Source organism: Pseudomonas sp. QE6 (genome assembly GCF_041379005.1).
In the GTDB taxonomy this organism is placed as follows: domain Bacteria; phylum Pseudomonadota; class Gammaproteobacteria; order Pseudomonadales; family Pseudomonadaceae; genus Pseudomonas.
The window spans coordinates 3607831-3625609 of sequence record NZ_CP166873.1; the positions used below are offsets into that span (position 1 = coordinate 3607831).

The window sequence follows — 17779 nt, forward strand, 5'->3', positions numbered from 1 at the left end:
CCTCTGCTCGGGCAGGCACGTTCGTCCAGACCCGGAACTGTGTTGGCGGGAGTGTGGCGGGGCTGACTATGTGGTCACCCGGAATCGTCAACATCGTCCGAAGGGACTAAGCCGGCGAGACGGTGCCGGAGGCCCTTCCGGGCTAGTCCCATCGGACGATGTTCGGGCTCATGGGCTGCGCGAAAAATCGCCGAGGATGCGTGGGTCGGACCCACGCCAGCTCCCGGAGAAAACAGCGCATGAACGCAAGGGCGAGCGGCCAGCGGAGCCGCGAGTGGGACCACGAATGTGACGTACTGGTGGTGGGCAGTGGCGCCGGTGGCATGACCGCCGCACTGCGTGCCCGCGACCTGGGCATGGACGTGTTGGTGGTGGAAAAGAGCGACCGTTACGGCGGCACCTCGGCGGTGTCCGGCGGCGGCATCTGGATTCCCTGCAACCATCGGATCGCCGCCCTCGGTGGCCAGGATTCGGCGCAGGAAGCGATTCGCTACATCCGCACCGTGACCCGGGACCTGGTGACCGACGGCCGCATCGAGGCCTACGTCGAGCACGGCCGACGCATGGTCGAATATCTGGAGGCCAACAGCCGGGTGCGCTTCGAGGCGCAGCCCGAGTACGCGGACTATTACCCGGAAGTCCCGGGGGGCAAGCCGGGCTTCCGCTCCATGGACCCGCTGCCGTTCGACGCCCGCGAACTGGGCGATGAATTCGCGCGGATGCGCGAGCCGTCGCCGGGTACCCTGATGATGGGGCGCGTGGGCATGACCATGAAGGAGGCGCGGGTGCTGCTCTGCCGCGGTCCCGGCTGGGTCGGGCTGACCATGAGGATTCTCTGGCGCTACTGGCGCGACCTGGGTGGACGCCTGAAGTCGAAGCGCGACCGCTTCCTGACCCTGGGCAACGCCCTGGTCGCCGCGCTGCGTCGTTCGCTGCTCGATCGCCAGGTGCCGCTGTGGCTGGAAGCGCCGCTGCAGGGCCTGGTGGAAGAGGACGGCCGGGTCGTGGGCGCCGAACTGCTGCACAAGGGACGCCCGTTGCGGGTGCACGCCCGTCGCGGGGTGGTCATCGCCGCCGGCGGTTTCGAGCGCAACCAGGCGATGCGCAGCCAGTACCATCCGCAGCCGTCGCAAAGCCAGTGGAGCGCGACGCCGCCCTACAACAGCGGCGACGGCATCCGCGCCGGCCAGGCACTGGGCGCGGCCACCGCGCTGATGGAGCACGCCTGGTGGGCGCCGACCACCCACGTCGAGGGTGAGGAAAAGCAGCGCGCGCTGTTCGTCGAGCGCACCCTGCCGGGCTGCGTGCTGGTGGACTCCGCCGGCCAGCGCTTCGTCAACGAAGCCGCGCCCTACACCGACATCGTCTATGCCATGTACGGGCATAACACCGAGCAGGCACGCAGCGTGCCCTGCTGGATGGTGTTCGACGCCGAGTTCCGCCGCAAATACCCCTGCGGCGCCTTGCTGCCAGGCTACGCACAGCCCGACAGTCGCCTTCCCAAGCACCTGCACGGTTACTACCACAAGGCCGACAGCATCGCTGAACTGGCGGCGACCATCGGCGTCGACGGCGCCGGTCTCGCCCGCACCCTGGAGCGTTTCAACAGCCACGCGGCCCTGGGCCAGGACCCGGACTTCCACAAGGGCGAGTCGGCCTTCGACCGCTACTACGGCGATCCCACCGTGCTGCCCAACCCGTGCCTGGCGCCGCTGTTGAAGGCGCCGTTCTATGCGGTGCAGATCAACGCCGGCGACATCGGCACCAAGGGCGGCCTGCTCACCGACGTGCATGCCCGCGTGCTGCGCGAAGACGGCAGCGCCATCGACGGCCTTTACGCCATCGGCAACTCCGCCGCCTCGATGATGGGCACCACCTATCCCGGCGCGGGCTCCACCATCGGCCCGGCGATGACCTTCGGTTTCCTCGCCGCCGAGCACATCCAGCAACAGGCCGAGCAGACCCGCGCTCGCGCCAGCCAGGAGGCTTCGAACAATGTCTGAACAGACTCCCCGCATCGCCCTGGTCACCGGCGCCAGCCGTGGCGTCGGCAAGGGCATCGCCCAGGCGCTGGGCGCCGCCGGCATGACCGTCTACGTCAGTGGCCGCTCGCTGCAGTCCGGCGGCGCCACGCTGCACGGCCAGGTGATGCACGGCTCCATCCATGAAACCGCCGTGGCCATCGACGCCGCCGGCGGCAAGGGCATCGCCGTGCAGTGCGACCACAGCGACGACGAGCAGGTGCGCGCGCTGTTCCGGCGCATCGAGGACGAGCAGGGGCGCCTGGACCTGCTGGTGAACAACGTCACCTTCATCCACGAGCAACTGATCGAGCCCGGCCCGTTCTGGGAGAAGCCGCTGGAGATGGTCGACATCCTCGACGTAGGCCTGCGCTCGTCCTACGTCGCCAGCTATTACGCCGCGCCGCTGCTGCTGCGCGCGCCGAAGGCGCTGGTGGCCTTCGTCTCCTCGTTCGGCGCCGGCTGCTACATGCACGGCCCGGCCTACGGGGCGCAGAAGGCCGGGGTGGACAAGCTGGCGGCGGACATGGCCATCGACTTCGAGAACAGCGCGGTCGCGGCGGTTTCCCTGTGGCTCGGCCCGCAGCTGACCGAGCGCACCGCCATCGCCGGCCAGGCCAAGGCCGAGCAGTACGAGGCCTTCCTGGCGATGGCCGAGACGCCGCAGTTCAACGGCCGGATCATCCGCGCGATGCTGGACGACCCCGAGCTGGCTGAGCTCTCCGGGCAGACGCTGGTCAGCGCGGAACTGGCGCTGCGCTACGGCATCAAGGACAGCGACGACCGCCAGCCGCCGTCCTGGCGCGAACAGCTCGGCAGCCCGCGCGTGCAGCATCCGGCACGGGTGATGTGAGCCGGTGCGGCGGGGAAGGTGATCCCGTCACCTTCTCCGTTGCCCGCCGACCGGTGCTTTCCATGAAGCACGCGAAAAACCGGACCCGATCATCGGGTCCGGTTTTTTCATCAGGCAGTATCAGGCGATGCGGCGCAGTGCCTTGCGTCCCTTGCTGGCGCGGGTGTGGCGGAACAGGTCCTTGGGATCGTTTTCCTCGCCATCTTCGCCCCAGGGCACCAGGTCGATCTTCTGCCCGAGGTTGAGCCGGCTCGCCTGATCGTTCACGTAGCGCAGCGCGGAGTAGTCCTCCAGGGCGAAGCCGACCGAGTCGAAGAGGGTGATCTGCTCGTCACTGTCGCGCCCCGCCACCTGGCCGGCCAGAACGCGCCAGAGGTCCACCACCGGGAAGTCCGCCGGCATCTGCTGGATCTCGCCCTCGACCCGCGACTGCGGCTCGTACTCGACGAACACCTTGCTGGCGCGCAGCACGTCGGCATGCAGCTCGGTCTTGCCCGGGCAGTCGCCGCCCACGCCGTTGATGTGCATGCCGGGCTCGATCATCTCCGGGGTCAGGATGGTCGCGTAGGCCTTGTCGGCGGTCACCGTGGTGACGATGTCGGCGCCACGCACTGCTTCGGCGGTGGAGCTGGCGCGGATGATCTTCAGGTTCGGGAATTCGGCCAGGTTGCGGATCAGCTTTTCGGTCGCCAGCGGGTCGATGTCATAGACGGCGATTTCCTCGATGCCCAGGTGGAAATGGAAGGCCAGCGCCTGGAATTCGCTTTGCGCGCCGTTGCCGATCAATGCCATGCGCCGCGAATTCGGCCGCGCCAGTGCGCGGGCGGCCATCAGCGAGGTGGCGCAGGTGCGCAGGGCGGTGGCCACGGTCAGCTCGGAGAGCAGCACCGGGTAGCCGGTCTCGACGTCGGCCAGCACGCCGAAGGCCATGACGGTGTAGAGCCCGCGCTGGGTGTTCTGCGGGTGGCCGTTGACGTACTTGAAGGCGTAGCGCACGGGGTCGGACACCGGCATCAGCTCGATGACGCCGATGTCGGAGTGGTTGGCGACCCGCGCCGATTTATCGAAGGATTCCCACCGTACGAAATCCTGCTGGATGGTGTCGGCCAGCTCGCCGATGAAGCGTGCGACTCCGATTTCCTGCACCAGTTGAGACATCGTGGGGACGTCGACGAAGCGAGTCATGGCGGGACCTCCAGCTAATTTGATTGGTATTGGAATTTCAGCTTGATATCCCGAACGCCAATGCTCGCCAGGTCCATTCGACAGGTGTTTTGCGGTGGGCCGGAGAGGGCCATTGTTCGTGTGGGATAGCGCCATTCTCCCACCCGGCCTGGGGAAATCCCGGCTGTAATGCCGGGGTGCGCCGACCGATCCGGCTGTATTGAGTCCTTCGGACAGCCGATTCTGCTGTGAAGGAAACGCCCTGCAGACGGGCGTTTTTTCGGCCGGGGGCAGGGCGGGGCGAGGGGGGGGGGCGCTAGCTGGCCGACTCCTTGATGGTGGTCAGTTCGGGGTGGGCGACGAGCTTGTCGATGTGCAGGCTTTCGTCGTTCAGCCAGGTCTCGGTGAGCGCGCGGTAGTGCTCCATGTCCCGGCAGCGCATGCGTACGCTGTAGTCGAAGGTGCCGCTGATCAGTTGGCAGTGCAGCACTTCCGGGCAGGCGATGACACAGGCCTCGAAGGCCTTCTGCGCGGTGCGCCCGCTCTGGTTCGACAGGGCGACCAGCACCAGCAGCGACAGGCCCGAGGCGATTTTCTGTTCATCGATGACGGCGCCGTAGCCGCGGATGATCCCGTGCTTCTCCAGCTTGCGCACGCGCTCCTGGCAGGGACGCGGCGTGAGGTGGACCAGGGACGAGAGCTTGCCGTAGGTAATGCGGCCCTGGTGGCGGAGGATCCTGATGATCTCTTCGTCGATGCGATCCAGAGTGAATGACGACGAGGTGTCCTGTTCTTTCGTGCTCATGGTTTCTGTTCTGACTAAGCGGAAAGGGCCGCCGGACGCGCTTCATCGAATGGCGCCCGGCAGCCCTTGCCTTTATGGGGTAACGCTCCGTCGTCTGTCAAAGACCGCCATCAACTTCACGGCGGCACAGGCGCGATCAGATCTCCCGGGCCAGCTCGGTGCCGTTGCCGCGCCGGTTCAGTACGACCAGATACACCAGGCCGAGCGCGATCCAGCCGATCCCCAGGGACTGGGCTTCGAAGCTCATGCTCACCAGCACGTAGGCGATGATCACCAGGCCGATCAGCGGGAAGACCAGGTGCTTGAGCACCTGCCCGGACTTCTGGCGGATGAAGTAGTGGTTGATCACCGCGACATGCAGCAGGCAGAAGCCGGTCAGCGCGCCGAAGTTGACCAGGGAGGTGAGCACATCGGGGCTGTCGAGGAAGTAGATGCCGATGCCCAGGGACAGCACGCCGACCAGGTAGAGGCTGATGTGCGGGGTCTGGTATTTCGGGTGGACCTTGGCCAGCACGCGCGGCAGCTTGCCGTCACGGGCCATCGAGTAGAGCAGGCGGGAGACGGCGGCCTGGGAGGTGATCGACACGGTCACGCCCCAGGCCAGCGCGGTGGAGACGGCGGTCAGGGTGGACAGCCAGCTGCCGCCGGCCGCTTCGGCGATTTCATAGAAGGCGGTATCCGCGGACTTGAACGTCATGCCGGCGGCCAGGTCGGTGGCCAGCCAGGTCTGCACGATGAAGATGCCGCCCATGCCGAACAGCGCGATCAGCGAGGCGCGGCCGATCTGCTTCGCGGGGTCGCCCTTGACCTCTTCGGCGAGGGTGGAGATCGCATCGAAGCCCAGGAACGACAGCACCGCGATGGACACCGCCTTCATCACCAGCCCGAGGTTGAAATGCTCCGGTTGCAGCAGTGGCTCCATCGTCAGGCGACCGTTGCCCAACCCGCCTTGCAGTGCCTGGTAACCCACGATCAGGAAGATAGCCAGCACCACCAGCTCGGCGATCAGGAACAGCAGGTTGAAGCGCGCCGCCAGGGTGATGCCGCGCAGGTTGATGAGGGTGGCGGACACCAGGAAGATCAGCATGAACACCAGCTTGGGGATCGCCGGGAACAGGTGGTTCAACGCCAGGGCGCTGAACACGTAGAGCAGTGGTGGGATCAGCAGGTAGTCGAGCAGCAGCACCCAGCCGGCGATGAAGCCGACGTTGGGGTGGATGCCGCGCTGGGCGTAGGAGTACACGGAACCGGCGATGGGGAAGGCGCGGGCCATGGCGCCATAGCTGAGCGCGGTGAAGAGCATCGCCACCATGCCCACCAGGTAGGCCATGGGGACCATGCCATGGGCGTCCGCGTGGACCCAGCCGTAAACGCCGAAGGGCGCGATGGGGATCATGAAGATCATCCCGTAGATCACCAGGTCGCTGAGGGTGAGACTACGGCGGAGTTGTTGCTTGTATCCGAACTGTTCGATAGCCACGGGGCACTTCCTCTGGGAACGGCAGCTTTAAGGTTTCGGCGCTGTATGCGCTGAATTGTTGTTGTTTTCAGAACCTGCCCGGCCGGTCGAACATGGCCGGCCGGGTAGGGTCCTCAGAGCCAGGGAGCCAGGCGTTCCGCCCAGGTCTCCACCCCTTGCGGGGTCCGCAGTCCGTCATTGCGGATTTCGATCAGCACGGCGTCCAGGCCGCGTTCGTCGCCATGTACCGGGACGGTCATGTCCTCCAGTGGGTCGATGACATAGGGTTGGTTGGAGCCGATTTCCTCGCCGCTCTGGCGCAGCCCGCCGATGATGCGGTTGGCGTAGGCGTCGGCCTTGCCGAAGAGCACGCCGGCGACCCAGGGGCGGGTCTCGCCGCGGTAGCTCGGTGTGAAGCTGTGCACCCCGACCAGCCTCGGCGCACGTTTCGCCTCGATACGCCCGTCGATCAGCTCGCTGAGCTGCCGGTGGAAGGGCTCGAAGATGCTCGACACCCGTTCCTGCCGGGCTGCGGCCGTGAGGCCCCGGTTGCCGGGGATCGGGTAGATCTCGCTGTGCTCGGGGATGGCGTCGGGCGCGGCCAGCGGCCGGTTCAGGTCGATCAGCAGGCGCGAGTAATTGGCCACCAGCAGCGTGGCGTCGAGGCGCGCCGAGAGCGCCTCGGCCAGGGCCAGTGCGCCGATGTCCCAGGCGATGTGCTCGCGGGCCGCCGCGTCGTCCAGGCCCAACTGGCCCAGCGCCTCGGGGATGTAGCGGCTCGCGTGTTCGCAAACCAGCAGCACGGGGCTCTTGCCCTGCGGATTGACGATCCGGAACGGCGGGTGCTGGTAGAGGCCGGATTCAGTAGAACTTTGCATAGGATTCACAGAGTTGTTCTTCGCTGAGGTCGCAGGTCAGGGTCAGCTCCTGCCGCTTCATGGAGAAGTAGGTTTCCAGCAGGGCCGGCGGCAGCTCGTTGCATAGTTCGCCGTCCTCCATCAGCAGTCGCTGGGCTTCGCCGAGCGACCCCGGCAGGGCCTTGATGCCCAGTTTTTCGCGGTCCGTAGCGCTGAGGCCGTGTGGGTCCACATCGGTCACCGCCGACAGCGGCAACTCCTGCTCGATGCCCAGGCGCCCGGCGATCAGTACGGCGGCCATGGCCAGGTGCGGGCTCGCGGTGGCATCCATCGGGCGGAACTCGAGGTTGAACTGGCGCGCTTTCGGCTTGCCGCCGATCTCCACGACCGGGCAGATGCGCAGCGCCGCTTCGCGGTTGCGCAGGCCCAGGCAGGCGTAGGCGGCGCTCCAGTGGTGCGGTTTCAGCCGCAGATAGGAGACGGCCGTGGGCGCGGTGAGGGCGCAGAGTGCGGGCAGGTGGCGCAGCACGCCGGCCGCCCAGTGTTCGGCGAGCCTGGACAGGTTGGTGGCGCTGGCCTCGTCATAGAACACCGGGGTGCCATCCAGGCGTTGCAGGCTCAGGTGCAGGTGCACGCCGTTGGTCACCGCGCCAGGGGCGAGCAGGGGAGTGAACGTGCTGCGCCAGCCGAACTGCCGGGCGATTTCGCGGGTGACTTCGCGCACGTTCACGGCACGGTCCGCCGCCGCGACACCCTGGGTGGGGCGGCAGGTCACTTCATATTGATTTCGGCCGTACTCGGGCAGGAACATTTCCGGCTCCGCGCCGATCTGCTCCAGCGCCCTCATCAGCCAGCCGCCGAAGTTGCCGGTCTGGCGCTGGGCTTGCAGGGAGAAGGCAGCGGCGTGCTCGTCCGGCAGGCCGAGCAGGTTGAACTCATGCTCGAAGGCCGCAGTGACCTGCAGATCGAGTTGGCGATAGCGCGCGATCTCATTGCGCAGCAGGGTGCGCGGGCACACCGGCCAGGGCGAACCGTCAGTCAGCACCAGGTCGCCATGCAGGTAGTCCAGCGGCGCCGCCTGTTGATCGGGGCCGCTTTCCAGGCGCACCCGGCTATCCGGGTCGGGAAGCAGGCGCAGGTCGCCGTGGCTGCCCCAGGGGTTGTCCTCGGCGATGATGTCCTGGGGCGTCAGCGCGCTGTTGGCGGGCACCCAGCCGCAGCCGGTGGCCAGTTGATCGGCGACGTCGGATTCGGGAAGCGAGCGGCCGCGGGTGATGCCGCAGAGGTCGGTGGTAACGAAACTGGTCAGACGCATCGGCGTGCCGGGATTCTTATTGTTGTGGCTCATGGCGTTCTCCTGGCTTCAGGCCAGCGCGGCGATTCGTGCGAGCACGGTGTCGGTGTCGGCGATCCAGCAGTAGCCCTTGATCGCGTCCAGGCAGGCCTGGTGGCGCTCGGGGGTGTGGGTGGCGCAGGCGTCTTCCACCAGGGTGACCAGATAGCCGCGGTCGGCGGCATCGCGCACCGCCATGTCGACGCACTGGTCGGTGACCACGCCGCAGACGATCAGGTGGCGGGTGTTCAGGTTGCGCAGCACGTAGTCGATCGCGGTGGAGTTGAAGACGCCCGAGGACGTCTTGGGCAGGACGATTTCGTTCTGCGCAGGCGCCAGGGCATCGATGACCTGGGCGTCGGGGCTGCCCTTGGGCAGGTGCATGTCGGACAGCTTGTGGTCCAGCGAGCGGTCACGCCCATCGGCGGTGAGGCTTTCGATGATGGTGTGCAGGACCTCGCCGCCCACCTCGCGCATCGCGGCCAGCAGGCGCTGCTGGTTCGGCACCACGGTCGCCTCGACGCGATCGTAGAAGTAGCGGTGCGTCTGCGGATCGACATGGGCGTCGCGGCCGGGGATTACCCAGGCGTTCTGCATATCGACGAACAGGATGGCGGTCTGGCCCGGTGTGTACGGCAGGTCGCGGGGCGATTGGTGGGGCAGGCTGAACACGGTTATTCCTCCAGGATGTGGCTGCCGAAGGCAGCACGCAGGTGATCGATGCCTTCGAGGCGTTCATCGAGGTGGCCGTCCATGCGCGCCACCAGGCTGGCAATCAGTGCTTCGACCTGGGCCATGGCGGGCACCAGGGTGTCGAAAGGCGAGGGCGACTCCACCGGTGCGCTGACGATCAGGTCGGCGAACTCGCGCAGCGGCGAGTCGTACACGTCGGTGAACAGCACCACCCGTGCGCCGCGCGCCTTCGCGGCCTTGGCCACGCCCAGTGCCTGGGCCTGGTAGCGGCGGTAGTCGAACACCACCACCAGTACCTGGCGGTCGATGTCGTTGAGTTGATCGGGCAGCGCAGCGCCGTCGTCCAGCAGCAGGCAGCCGCTGCGCAGCATGCGCAGGTGCGCCACCAGGTAACCGGCGAGGAAGCGGCTGAAGCGGCCGCCATGGCAGAACACGCGGGTGCGCGTATCGAGCAGCCAGTCGCCGAGCAGGCGGATGTCATCGGCCTGGGTCAGCGCCAGGGTGCGCTGGATGCCTTCGCTGGCGTCGCTGAGGAAGTTCGACCAGGCGTCGTTGTTGCTCATCCCTTCGCGGCGCCCGGCGAGCAGGGTGCGCGGCGAGCGCAGGCGGTCATCCACCTCCGCCATCAGCGCATTCTGGAAATCGCTGTAGCCGGCGAAGCCCAGTTTCTTCACCAGACGCAGGATGGTCGGGTCGCTCACGCCGGCCTGGCGGGCCAGGCGCGACATCGGCCCCAGGCCCAGGCGCGGGTAGTCGTCGAGCAGGGCGCGCAGCACCTTGCGCTCGGCTTTGGTGAGGTCGACTTCGGGGGAGTTCAGGCGGTCTTTGAGTGTGAGCATGGCGACGTCCCTTGGTGTGCTCTATTTGTATAATGCACTTCATAAATTGGCAATGCGTTATTTTTGTAGTGTTCACTACATTATGCTGGAGGCGTTATGCGTGCCGGTCAGGCGGGCTGGCTCGGGGGAGAGCTGAACCTGGGGCGTATAACGCTCCGCGTTATACGCCGATTGGCCTTCGACTCCGATTTGCTCGGAGTCGAGCCAGGCACCGGGATTGCCCCAGGTCCGACGGCGAAGTTGGCGATGGGAGGGGTGTGTCGGCGTACAACCGCGAACGGTGGTACGCCCTACGTTTCCGCCGGCGGCCTCAGGCGTGCGCCAGGGCGTAGTCCAGCGCCGCGCAGACGGCGGCGATCTGCGCCTCGTTGCACTGTCGGGGGCTGGTGCGCGGGCTGTCCGGGTAGACCTCGGTGGTGGTGGTGTAACGCGCACCGGTGATACCGGCGCACAGTCCGTACTCCGCCAGCGGGTATTCGATCACGCCCCGCGCGACCACCGGGGAGCCGATGATCTCGCCCTTGTCGTCCGGCGGCGCGATGTGGGTCACCCGCTCGACCACGGCGATGATCGCCTGCTGAAAGGCCGGTTGCGGGTTTTCGCGGTCATCGACCAGGTAGAAGCCATCCGGTACCCGTTCCGGCTCGTGCGCCTTGCCATCACGGGCGGCGAGCGCCGGCACGAACTCGCTGGCATCGCTGTCGGTGGTCTCGTGCAGGTCGATGTGCAGCAGGAACTGGCCGCGCAGCGGGGCCACCAGTTCGATCAAGGCGGTCGACTCGCGCGCAGGGCCGTCGGCGCGGAAATTGCGGTTCGGGTCTATGGCATCGTGGTTCCAGCGGTTGATGCGCTCGTAGCCCCAGGGGCTCACGCAGGGCGCCACCAGCAGGTTGACCTTGCCGGCGTACCCGGCGGCGCGTTCTTCCAGGAACCCCAGCGCGCCCATCACGCCGCTGGTTTCGTAGCCATGCACACCACCGGTCACCAGGGCCGCCGGCAGCGCGGCGTTCCAGTCACGGTTGCGCAGGGCGTACAGGGTGTAGCTCTCGCCGGCATAGTCGAGCCGGCCATAGGCCACCTTCTCGAAGCGCTCGGAGAGTGCCTCGATGCGCGGCAGCACATCTTCGTCATAACGGCGCTGGCGCGACTGGCGTGCCCGCCACTGGGTGCGCTCGGTTTCGCCCCAGGGTTGGCCAGGGGTTCCCACGGGATAGAAGGCGGCGGTCGTCATCGGACTCTCACAGGCTGGGAAAACAGGAGCGTCACTCTAGCACCGGCGTCGCCGGAACGATTCCATGGCATTTGGCGGAGCCGCATGGTCGTCGGAAACGTAGGACGTATAACGCTCCGCGTTATACGCCGATTGACCCTGGTGGCCGGTCTGCTCGGAGTTGGGCCTGGCATTGTCATTGGCCCAGGTTCGGCCACGAAGTTGACGATGGGATGGGGGTGGCTCCTGCAGGGATGCAAGCGCACTCCGGTGATCCCCCGGATGACCTTTATTTAATCGACGCCGTGTACTAGCTTTCATGGGCTTTGTCGTTTCATTAGTGAGACAGCCGGACCGAGTCGACCCACTGGAAGGCGGTTGATTTCGAGTTTTGCGCAATGCACGAAACGGACCGGCTGACTGCATTGATCGGCATTTCCCAGTGCCGCCGATGAACGACAGATGACGGTGCGGCGACAGTACCGTAGCAGTGCCGCGTTGCAGCCTGAGGACAACACCCTGGCGCGTTGCCACCTCAGACACCGCAGAGTGAGGTGCAAGATGCGCGTCGTTCTGTACGGAGAGGATTCGCAGCGCCTTGGCCAGTCGTTACGCGAGCACGGCTTGCCGGAGCATGTCGATTTGTCTGGCAGCGGCGAAGGCCTGCAGGTGGTGGTGGTGTTCTCGCACGCCGATCGTGTGCGCACGGCGGCGAACCAGTGGCTGCGAGGCGTTGCGCTGCCGGATGCATTCATCGTCGGTTGCACTCGGGCCACGCGCAACCTTTGCTGCCCGGAGCCCTGGTGGCCCGCAGCGGTGTGCGACCTGGTCACGGCGTCCGACCACGAGGTGCTGCTGGGCGAGGTCGCGATGCGCCTGGCCCGCCTCGCGGAAATGGAGGAGGTGCTGACCTCCAGCTGGCTCAGGAGACGAGCGGTCGGTGACTCACCCGTCTGGCGCAGCACCCTGCGTGCACTGACGGAAGTGGGGCGCTTCGGACACGGCACGTGCCTGCTGCTCGGCGAAAGCGGATGCGGCAAGGAGCTGCTGGCGCGGCTCATCCACGATCTGGATCGGGAGCGCCGACGCGGGCCCTTCATCGTGGTGGATTGCACCATCCTGAGCCCCGAGTTGGCGGGCAGCGAATTGTTCGGCCATGCCAAGGGCGCGTTCACCAACGCCGTCGCGGCGCGCGAAGGCGCGGTCGGTCTGGCGGACCACGGTACGCTGTTTCTCGATGAGGTCGGCGAACTCGAACTGCCGTTGCAGGCGCGGCTGCTCCGCGTGATCCAGGAGCACGCCTACAAGCGGGTCGGGGAGGACAACTGGCGGCAGTCGGATTTCCGCCTCGTTTGTGCGACCAACCGCGATCTCGAGGCGGAAGTGGGCGCGGGGCGCTTTCGCAGCGACCTGTACTTCCGCATCACTCAATGGACGATACGGGCGCCCAGCCTTGCCGAGCGACGCGAAGACATTCCGTTGCTCGTCACGCACTTTCTCGCCGAGCAGGGCGATGCCGTGCCCGAGGTCATGCCGGAAGTCATGCGCAAACTGGTGAATGCCGAGTATCGCGGCAACGTGCGCGAGCTGCGCAACGTCGTGCGGCGCATGGCGGAGCGCCAGCGTGGCTTCTGCGTGCTGAGCACCGGCTGCCTCGATGGCCTCATGGTCGAGGCCGAGCGAGCGAATCAGGACCCCTGCTGGGAGAAGACCTTCGAGCGCGCCGTGGAGCGTGCGCTGGATGCCGGGCTGGGCCTGAAGCAGATCGGGCAGATCGCCGAGGCGCTGGCGGTCCAGGTCGCCGAGCGGCGTGCCGGGTCGACCGGTCGTGCCGCCGAACTGTTGCAGATCACGCCGCGCGCGCTACAGCTGCGCCGACAGATGCGCGGTCCGGAGACGACGGGTCAGTAAGGGCTTCGGCGCAAGACAGCCGGGGTCACCGGTATGCGTGCCCGATTGATCAGGCGGATGGCGTTACCGCCGGCGATGTCCGCGAACCCGGCGGGCGTCGGCCGTAGCGCGCGGATTTTCGCCAGCTCGAGCCCGGGATGCAGCCACGGCCCATCGGAGCCGAACAGCAGCTTGCCGGGACCGGCCCGGACGAACGCCTCTTCGAGCAGATCGAAGCGGCGCACACCGGCGGTGTCCGCGAAAAGATTGGGGTGGCGGGCGATCAGGTCGATCACCTGTCGTTGCGCCGCCCAGTCGTCGGCGAAACTGCCCAGATGGGCGAACACGAAGGCGACATCCGGATGTGTCTGGGCCAGCAGGCTCAGCGCGTCCGTTTCACCGCCGGGGTCGTAGAGCACGGGCAGGCGCCAGTGCCTGGCGGCGTCGCAGACCTGGCGATGAAGGCGCGCATCGTGGCGATGGACCTTGATGCCGCGCAGGCCGAGCCGCACCACGGCCTCTTCGATCATGCGCTGCACGCGGTCGCGGTCGCGGTCCGCGTGCACCATGGCGAAGCCGATCCAGCGACGCGGATTGGCACGCACGATGTCGGCGATCTCACGGTTGCCTCGCGCATAGTCGGACTGGAACACCGGCAGCAGCACCGAACGGGTGATGCCTGCCGCCTGCGCGCGTCGCACATAGGCATCGAGCGGCGCGCAGGTATCCCAGGGCCCGGTCATGCCGTCGCCTTCGCCAGCATGGACATGGAAGTCGAGGATCATGATTCCCACTCGAATTGATCGCCGCTGCGCAGGATCAACTGGTTGTCGCTGATGTGACGAGAGGTCAGGCCGGCGGGCAGGAGATGGGTGATCGCCAGCTTGCCGGGGCCGACAACCAGCGGATTGTTCTGCAGCAGTTCGTTGGTCACGCGTCCCCTGAGCGCCCGCGCGAGCGTATGTTCGACGGCCGAGAGGTCCTTCGTGGGAACCTTGGTCACCCAGGCGGCGAGCCCGGAATCGCGATGCCGCTGCGAGCACCACAGATGCTGGGCCAGGCGCCGCTTCAGGTTCACCGCCTGGCCGACGTAGACCGGGGTATCGCCGCGCCGCAGGATGTAGATGCCGGAACCATTCGCTGTGGCGACTGCCGCAGCGAGGGTCGGATAGCGCACCCAGCTGAGGTCGATGGTTGCGGAGCGGGTGGCCGTCTCGAACTCCAGCTCCGGCATGCCCCCTGTGCGTGGGTAAGCGGCCTGGGGCAGGGATTCGACGGAAAGCCCCAGCAGTGTCAGCACGCCCGTCCTCTGCTGCGCCAGCAGGCAGGCCTTGCAGCACGCACCGGTACTCTGGAAGCGCGCCGTGCCGATGTGCGGTTGGGTATTCACTCGCCGCGCGCGGGCGATGATCTGGCGCAGGTCCTGGAGCAGCACGTGGGGCGGCGTACCGGCAGGGTAGCGGCGCGCGTCGGCGAGCAGCCGCATGAAGCGACGCAGGCGCCAGGGCGCGAGCTCCAGTGTTTCACCCTCCAAGGTTCTGAACATGGCTGGGTTCCTCCTTCGATACGGGGCGGGACGAATGCCCCCGGCGTTGCGGCAGTCCGGGGGCCAGCGCATCCATGGCCGCGGTCAGCGCGTCGATCTCCGCCGTGCGATGGTCGGCCCGCACCACCAACGCCAGCGCATAGTGAGGCCCGTACTGGCGCAGCAGGGCGGTGCGAAAGCCGCGTGCGCGCAAGGCCGCGTGCAGGCCCAGGGTTCGTTCGGCGCAGTCGAGGCGGATCTGCTGCAACGGATGAAAGCGCCGCAGTATCTGCAGGTCGGGTAGGCGGTGACGTGCGAGCCAGCGCAGGCCGTCGTCGAGCCTTGCAACCCGGCGCGACAGCGCGGCGCGCAGACGCTCGCCGTCGCGCTGGTTGATCGCCAGTGCACTCATTGCGGCGAGCAAGGCGCTCTGGCTGGCGGTGCTGCAGTGCGATTGCGTCGGGCCAGCGCGGGCGATTTCGCTCACCAGGGCGGCGGGGCCGCAGAGCGTGGCAAGGGGCGCGCCAAATGCCTTCGCCCACGAGGCGAGCAACAACACGGGTGCCGCCGAAGTGATGTCCGCGTAGCGCAGCACGCCGCCGCCACCGCGTCCCCACGGATGCGATGCGCAAGGGCGCGCGCCCAGCAGCCCGAGCGTCTGGCTTTGATCGAGGGCCAGCAATCCACGATGGCGCTGGACGATTGCCAGGTAACGACCGATCGGCGTCGGCGAGCCTTCGATGCCGGTGGCGTCGACTATGACCGCCGGCGGCCGAGCGCGTGGCAATTGCCGCATCTGCCGCGCGAGATCGGCGGGGTCGCCGTGGCGGAACCAGGCGACCGGAACGCCGAGCCCTTTGATGCGCTCCAGCCCCCAACGCATCACCGGATAGAGCGCTTCGTCGGCGATGATCGCGTGACTGCGACCCAGCCGGTCGAACAGGTCGATCGACAGATGCAGCGTCGACGGCGCGACCATGCCCGCCTCGCAGCCCTGGAGCGCCGCGGCCTGTGCCGCCACCTCGCCCGAGAGCGGCGACACCGCGAGCGAGGCTGGCGTGCCCGTCGTGAGTGCGTCGTAGCCGCCGGTCTCCGAGAACGGATGCTGCATCCCCAGATAGAGCGTGGAGGCGAAGTCGATCATGGCGCCATGCCCTGGCGCTCGACCTTCATCCCCTGCCGCGCGTGGAGGCGGCGCAACAGGTGAATGCCGGGCACCTGCACGTCGACCGGTTCGGCGCTCACGTCGATGCCGGTGACGGCGCGATAGGAATGGATATACGTCTGGATCTCGGGGCGGAAGAACATGGCCCAGTTCGCTGCGTTGTTCGGGTCGTTGATCGCGTTCCAGTTGCCCCAGCGTATGGACGAGACGATCTGCTCACCGGTCGTTGCCAGTTGCCAGAACTGGTAGGTGTTCGAGTCGCCCCAGCCCTGCAGCTTGCGCATGCTTTCCACCGAATGCATCCACGGCTCGGGGTAGGCGATCATCGCGCGGCGCGGCAGGAACTCGCGCATTTCCGGCCGGGCGAGAATCCACTGCTGCATCATCATCTCGATGCGCGAGGTGCTCGGCAGGTCGCGGAACTGATTGTGGGCGCCTTCCGAAAGGATCAGGTGGACCTCGCGCAGCGCGTTGAGGAGCGGGAAGCCGTCCGGCACCACGGTGGTGTCGTCGGTCTGGCGGAAGAACGGCACGCACTGGTTCAGCAGGGTATGGAAGGCCGCGAGGAACTTGCTGCGCACGTCCGCTGCCTGGGTGCTCGGTACGGCGCGGCCGAACAGGCGGAAGCCATATTCATGCTGGTACTCGGCGGCGCGGCGCTCGATCGGCAGGCGGTGCTGTTCGTCCTGGACCCAGCCCCAGATGACGTTGTTGAGCGGGCGCACGGCATCGAGCTCGAACTGGGCCAGCGGATCGCGGGGACCGCTGGACACATTCTGGAAACGGCGGGAAATCGCATTCATCGTCTGCACGAGCTGCATTTCCTCCATCCAATAGCTCCAGATCAGCTCGATGAGCGGAGGCCTGGTCAGTTTCGCCGAGTAGTCCTGGTTCAGGTGGGCCAGCCACAGGCAGGTTTCCCCGCAAAACAGGTTTTCCCTCCTGTCCGGGGAGTTCCAGGCTTCGTCCAGGGCGGCCTGGACGGGCGGCTCCGCGTCCGTACCCCGCAAGCCCTCGACCACGCGGGTGAGATAGGGAATGGTCGGTGGCGATGACGTGCCGAAGTACTGGCTGGCCATGGTCTCGACGAGCGCGTCCTGGCTGATGTCGATGCCGAGCCGCTCCGATGCGAGCCTGATGGCGGTCGCATCCTTGCGGATCAGTTCGGCGACCGAATGGATGTTGCGCTTGTCCGGGACCACGCCGCCCCAGGTAACCACGAATGCCTCGGTGGCGACCTTGAGCGCGCGATAGGCATCGGTGTCGGTGAAGGGCAGGAAGCGGCGGCGGCTCAGATGCTGGGCGCTTTCGAGCATTTCACGGCCTTCCCCGCTGTCGGAGCCGAACAGCAGCTTCATCTGGGCCGTGTAGTTTTCCCAGCTGAGGTTGTCGGCATTCATCTTGATCATCAGCCACAGCGCCACGTCGCCGGTCAGCGGGCGAGTCGTCCTTTGCAGCGTGATCGGGTTCCTGACCTTGTAGCTGCCTGACGGCAGCGGGGCTGAGTTCGGTTCGTAGAGGGTGTTGTCGGACGGGGGAGGGTTGTCGTCACCGTCCCCGTCGCCCGTGCCAGGGCTCGCGGTCTCGGCAGACGAGGGTTCGGGGATCCTGCCGACGAGGGTGACGCTGCTCGCGCCGGCCAATTGCAGGAGGATGGTGGTTTTGACTTCGCGCGTGGACTGACTGAAGTCGACGAGATCTTCCAGTATCTGGTCGAGATTCTTTGCCAGTGTGGGCCACCGGATCTCCTTCTTGTTCCTGCCGAGGCTCAGGGTGATCTCGAGCTCCGAGCCCGCGTCTTCCAGGCTGAATTCGCCGCCGAAGACGTTCGGGTTCGCCGTCACCGTGATGCCGGGAGCTTCATACGCCTCTATGTTGGGAAAAATCGCGAAGGACTTCCCGTGGTCGGTCGTCGGGATGCTGGTCAGCTTGAAGCTGACGTCGAATTTGTTGCTCATCGTTCGT

The 17779-nt window shown here is 66.8% G+C and carries 15 protein-coding genes; 3 read left to right on the forward strand and 12 right to left on the reverse strand.

The features are described 5' to 3' along the window. Positions 1–239: 239 nt before the first annotated feature. Complete coding sequence (locus tag ACAW63_RS16710; protein ID WP_371226953.1) at positions 240–2003, forward strand: FAD-dependent oxidoreductase; 1764 nt, start codon at positions 240–242, stop codon at positions 2001–2003. Beyond that, on the forward strand, positions 1996–2874 hold the full coding sequence (locus ACAW63_RS16715; protein WP_371226955.1) for an SDR family NAD(P)-dependent oxidoreductase: 879 nt from the start codon (positions 1996–1998) through the stop codon (positions 2872–2874). Before ACAW63_RS16710 ends, ACAW63_RS16715 begins: the two co-directional genes overlap by 8 nt. 120 nt (positions 2875–2994) lie before the next feature. Here the strand turns inward: ACAW63_RS16715 and ACAW63_RS16720 are convergent, their stop codons facing one another. From ACAW63_RS16720 to ACAW63_RS16755, 8 genes are all read right to left on the reverse strand, one after another. Beyond that, positions 2995–4059 carry an ornithine cyclodeaminase gene (locus tag ACAW63_RS16720; RefSeq protein WP_371226957.1) on the reverse strand — a complete coding sequence of 355 codons (1065 nt, stop codon included), beginning with the start codon at positions 4057–4059 and terminating at the stop codon, positions 2995–2997. A gap of 295 nt (positions 4060–4354) precedes the next feature. Further along, a complete protein-coding gene (locus tag ACAW63_RS16725; RefSeq protein WP_275607444.1) occupies positions 4355–4843 on the reverse strand; it encodes an Lrp/AsnC family transcriptional regulator in 489 nt (162 codons plus the stop codon). Positions 4844–4979: 136 nt separating this feature from the next. Beyond that, the gene (locus tag ACAW63_RS16730; RefSeq protein ID WP_371226960.1) at positions 4980–6323 is read right to left on the reverse strand and encodes an APC family permease; all 1344 of its coding nucleotides are present in this window, start codon (positions 6321–6323) and stop codon (positions 4980–4982) included. 113 nt (positions 6324–6436) lie between these two features. Continuing rightward, a complete protein-coding gene (locus ACAW63_RS16735) occupies positions 6437–7180 on the reverse strand; it encodes an N-formylglutamate amidohydrolase (protein ID WP_371226962.1) in 744 nt (247 codons plus the stop codon). Then, a complete protein-coding gene (locus ACAW63_RS16740; protein WP_371226964.1) occupies positions 7164–8507 on the reverse strand; it encodes a glutamine synthetase in 1344 nt (447 codons plus the stop codon). Before ACAW63_RS16740 ends, ACAW63_RS16735 begins: the two co-directional genes overlap by 17 nt. Before the next feature lie 15 nt (positions 8508–8522). Next, positions 8523–9164, reverse strand: coding sequence for a cysteine hydrolase family protein (locus ACAW63_RS16745; protein ID WP_371226966.1), 642 nt, complete (start codon positions 9162–9164; stop codon positions 8523–8525). Positions 9165–9166: 2 nt separating this feature from the next. After that, complete coding sequence (locus tag ACAW63_RS16750; RefSeq protein ID WP_275607439.1) at positions 9167–10024, reverse strand: MurR/RpiR family transcriptional regulator; 858 nt, start codon at positions 10022–10024, stop codon at positions 9167–9169. 310 nt (positions 10025–10334) lie between these two features. After that, positions 10335–11255 carry a M14 family metallocarboxypeptidase gene (locus ACAW63_RS16755; protein WP_371226968.1) on the reverse strand — a complete coding sequence of 307 codons (921 nt, stop codon included), beginning with the start codon at positions 11253–11255 and terminating at the stop codon, positions 10335–10337. Positions 11256–11795: 540 nt separating this feature from the next. Between ACAW63_RS16755 and ACAW63_RS16760 the strand changes: the two genes are divergently transcribed. Further along, positions 11796–13145, forward strand: a complete 1350-nt coding sequence (locus ACAW63_RS16760; protein WP_371226970.1) for a sigma 54-interacting transcriptional regulator — start codon at positions 11796–11798, stop codon at positions 13143–13145. Here ACAW63_RS16760 and ACAW63_RS16765 read toward each other — a convergent pair. From ACAW63_RS16765 to ACAW63_RS16780, 4 genes are read right to left on the reverse strand one after another with little or no spacing between them, the layout of a single operon-like run. Continuing rightward, positions 13139–13909: an amidohydrolase family protein gene (locus tag ACAW63_RS16765; protein WP_371226972.1), complete on the reverse strand. Its 771-nt coding sequence runs from the start codon at positions 13907–13909 to the stop codon at positions 13139–13141. The genes ACAW63_RS16760 and ACAW63_RS16765 overlap by 7 nt on opposite strands. Then, positions 13906–14670, reverse strand: coding sequence for a GIY-YIG nuclease family protein (locus ACAW63_RS16770; RefSeq protein WP_371226973.1), 765 nt, complete (start codon positions 14668–14670; stop codon positions 13906–13908). Before ACAW63_RS16770 ends, ACAW63_RS16765 begins: the two co-directional genes overlap by 4 nt. Next, positions 14648–15793 (reverse strand): aminotransferase class I/II-fold pyridoxal phosphate-dependent enzyme, encoded by a 1146-nt coding sequence (locus ACAW63_RS16775; RefSeq protein WP_371226975.1) that lies wholly within the window; start codon positions 15791–15793, stop codon positions 14648–14650. The genes ACAW63_RS16770 and ACAW63_RS16775 overlap by 23 nt, the downstream gene beginning before the upstream one ends. Continuing rightward, entirely contained in the window at positions 15790–17772 is a 1983-nt protein-coding gene (locus ACAW63_RS16780; protein ID WP_371226977.1) for a hypothetical protein, read from the reverse strand. Before ACAW63_RS16780 ends, ACAW63_RS16775 begins: the two co-directional genes overlap by 4 nt. Between the last annotated feature and the right edge of the window lie 7 nt (positions 17773–17779).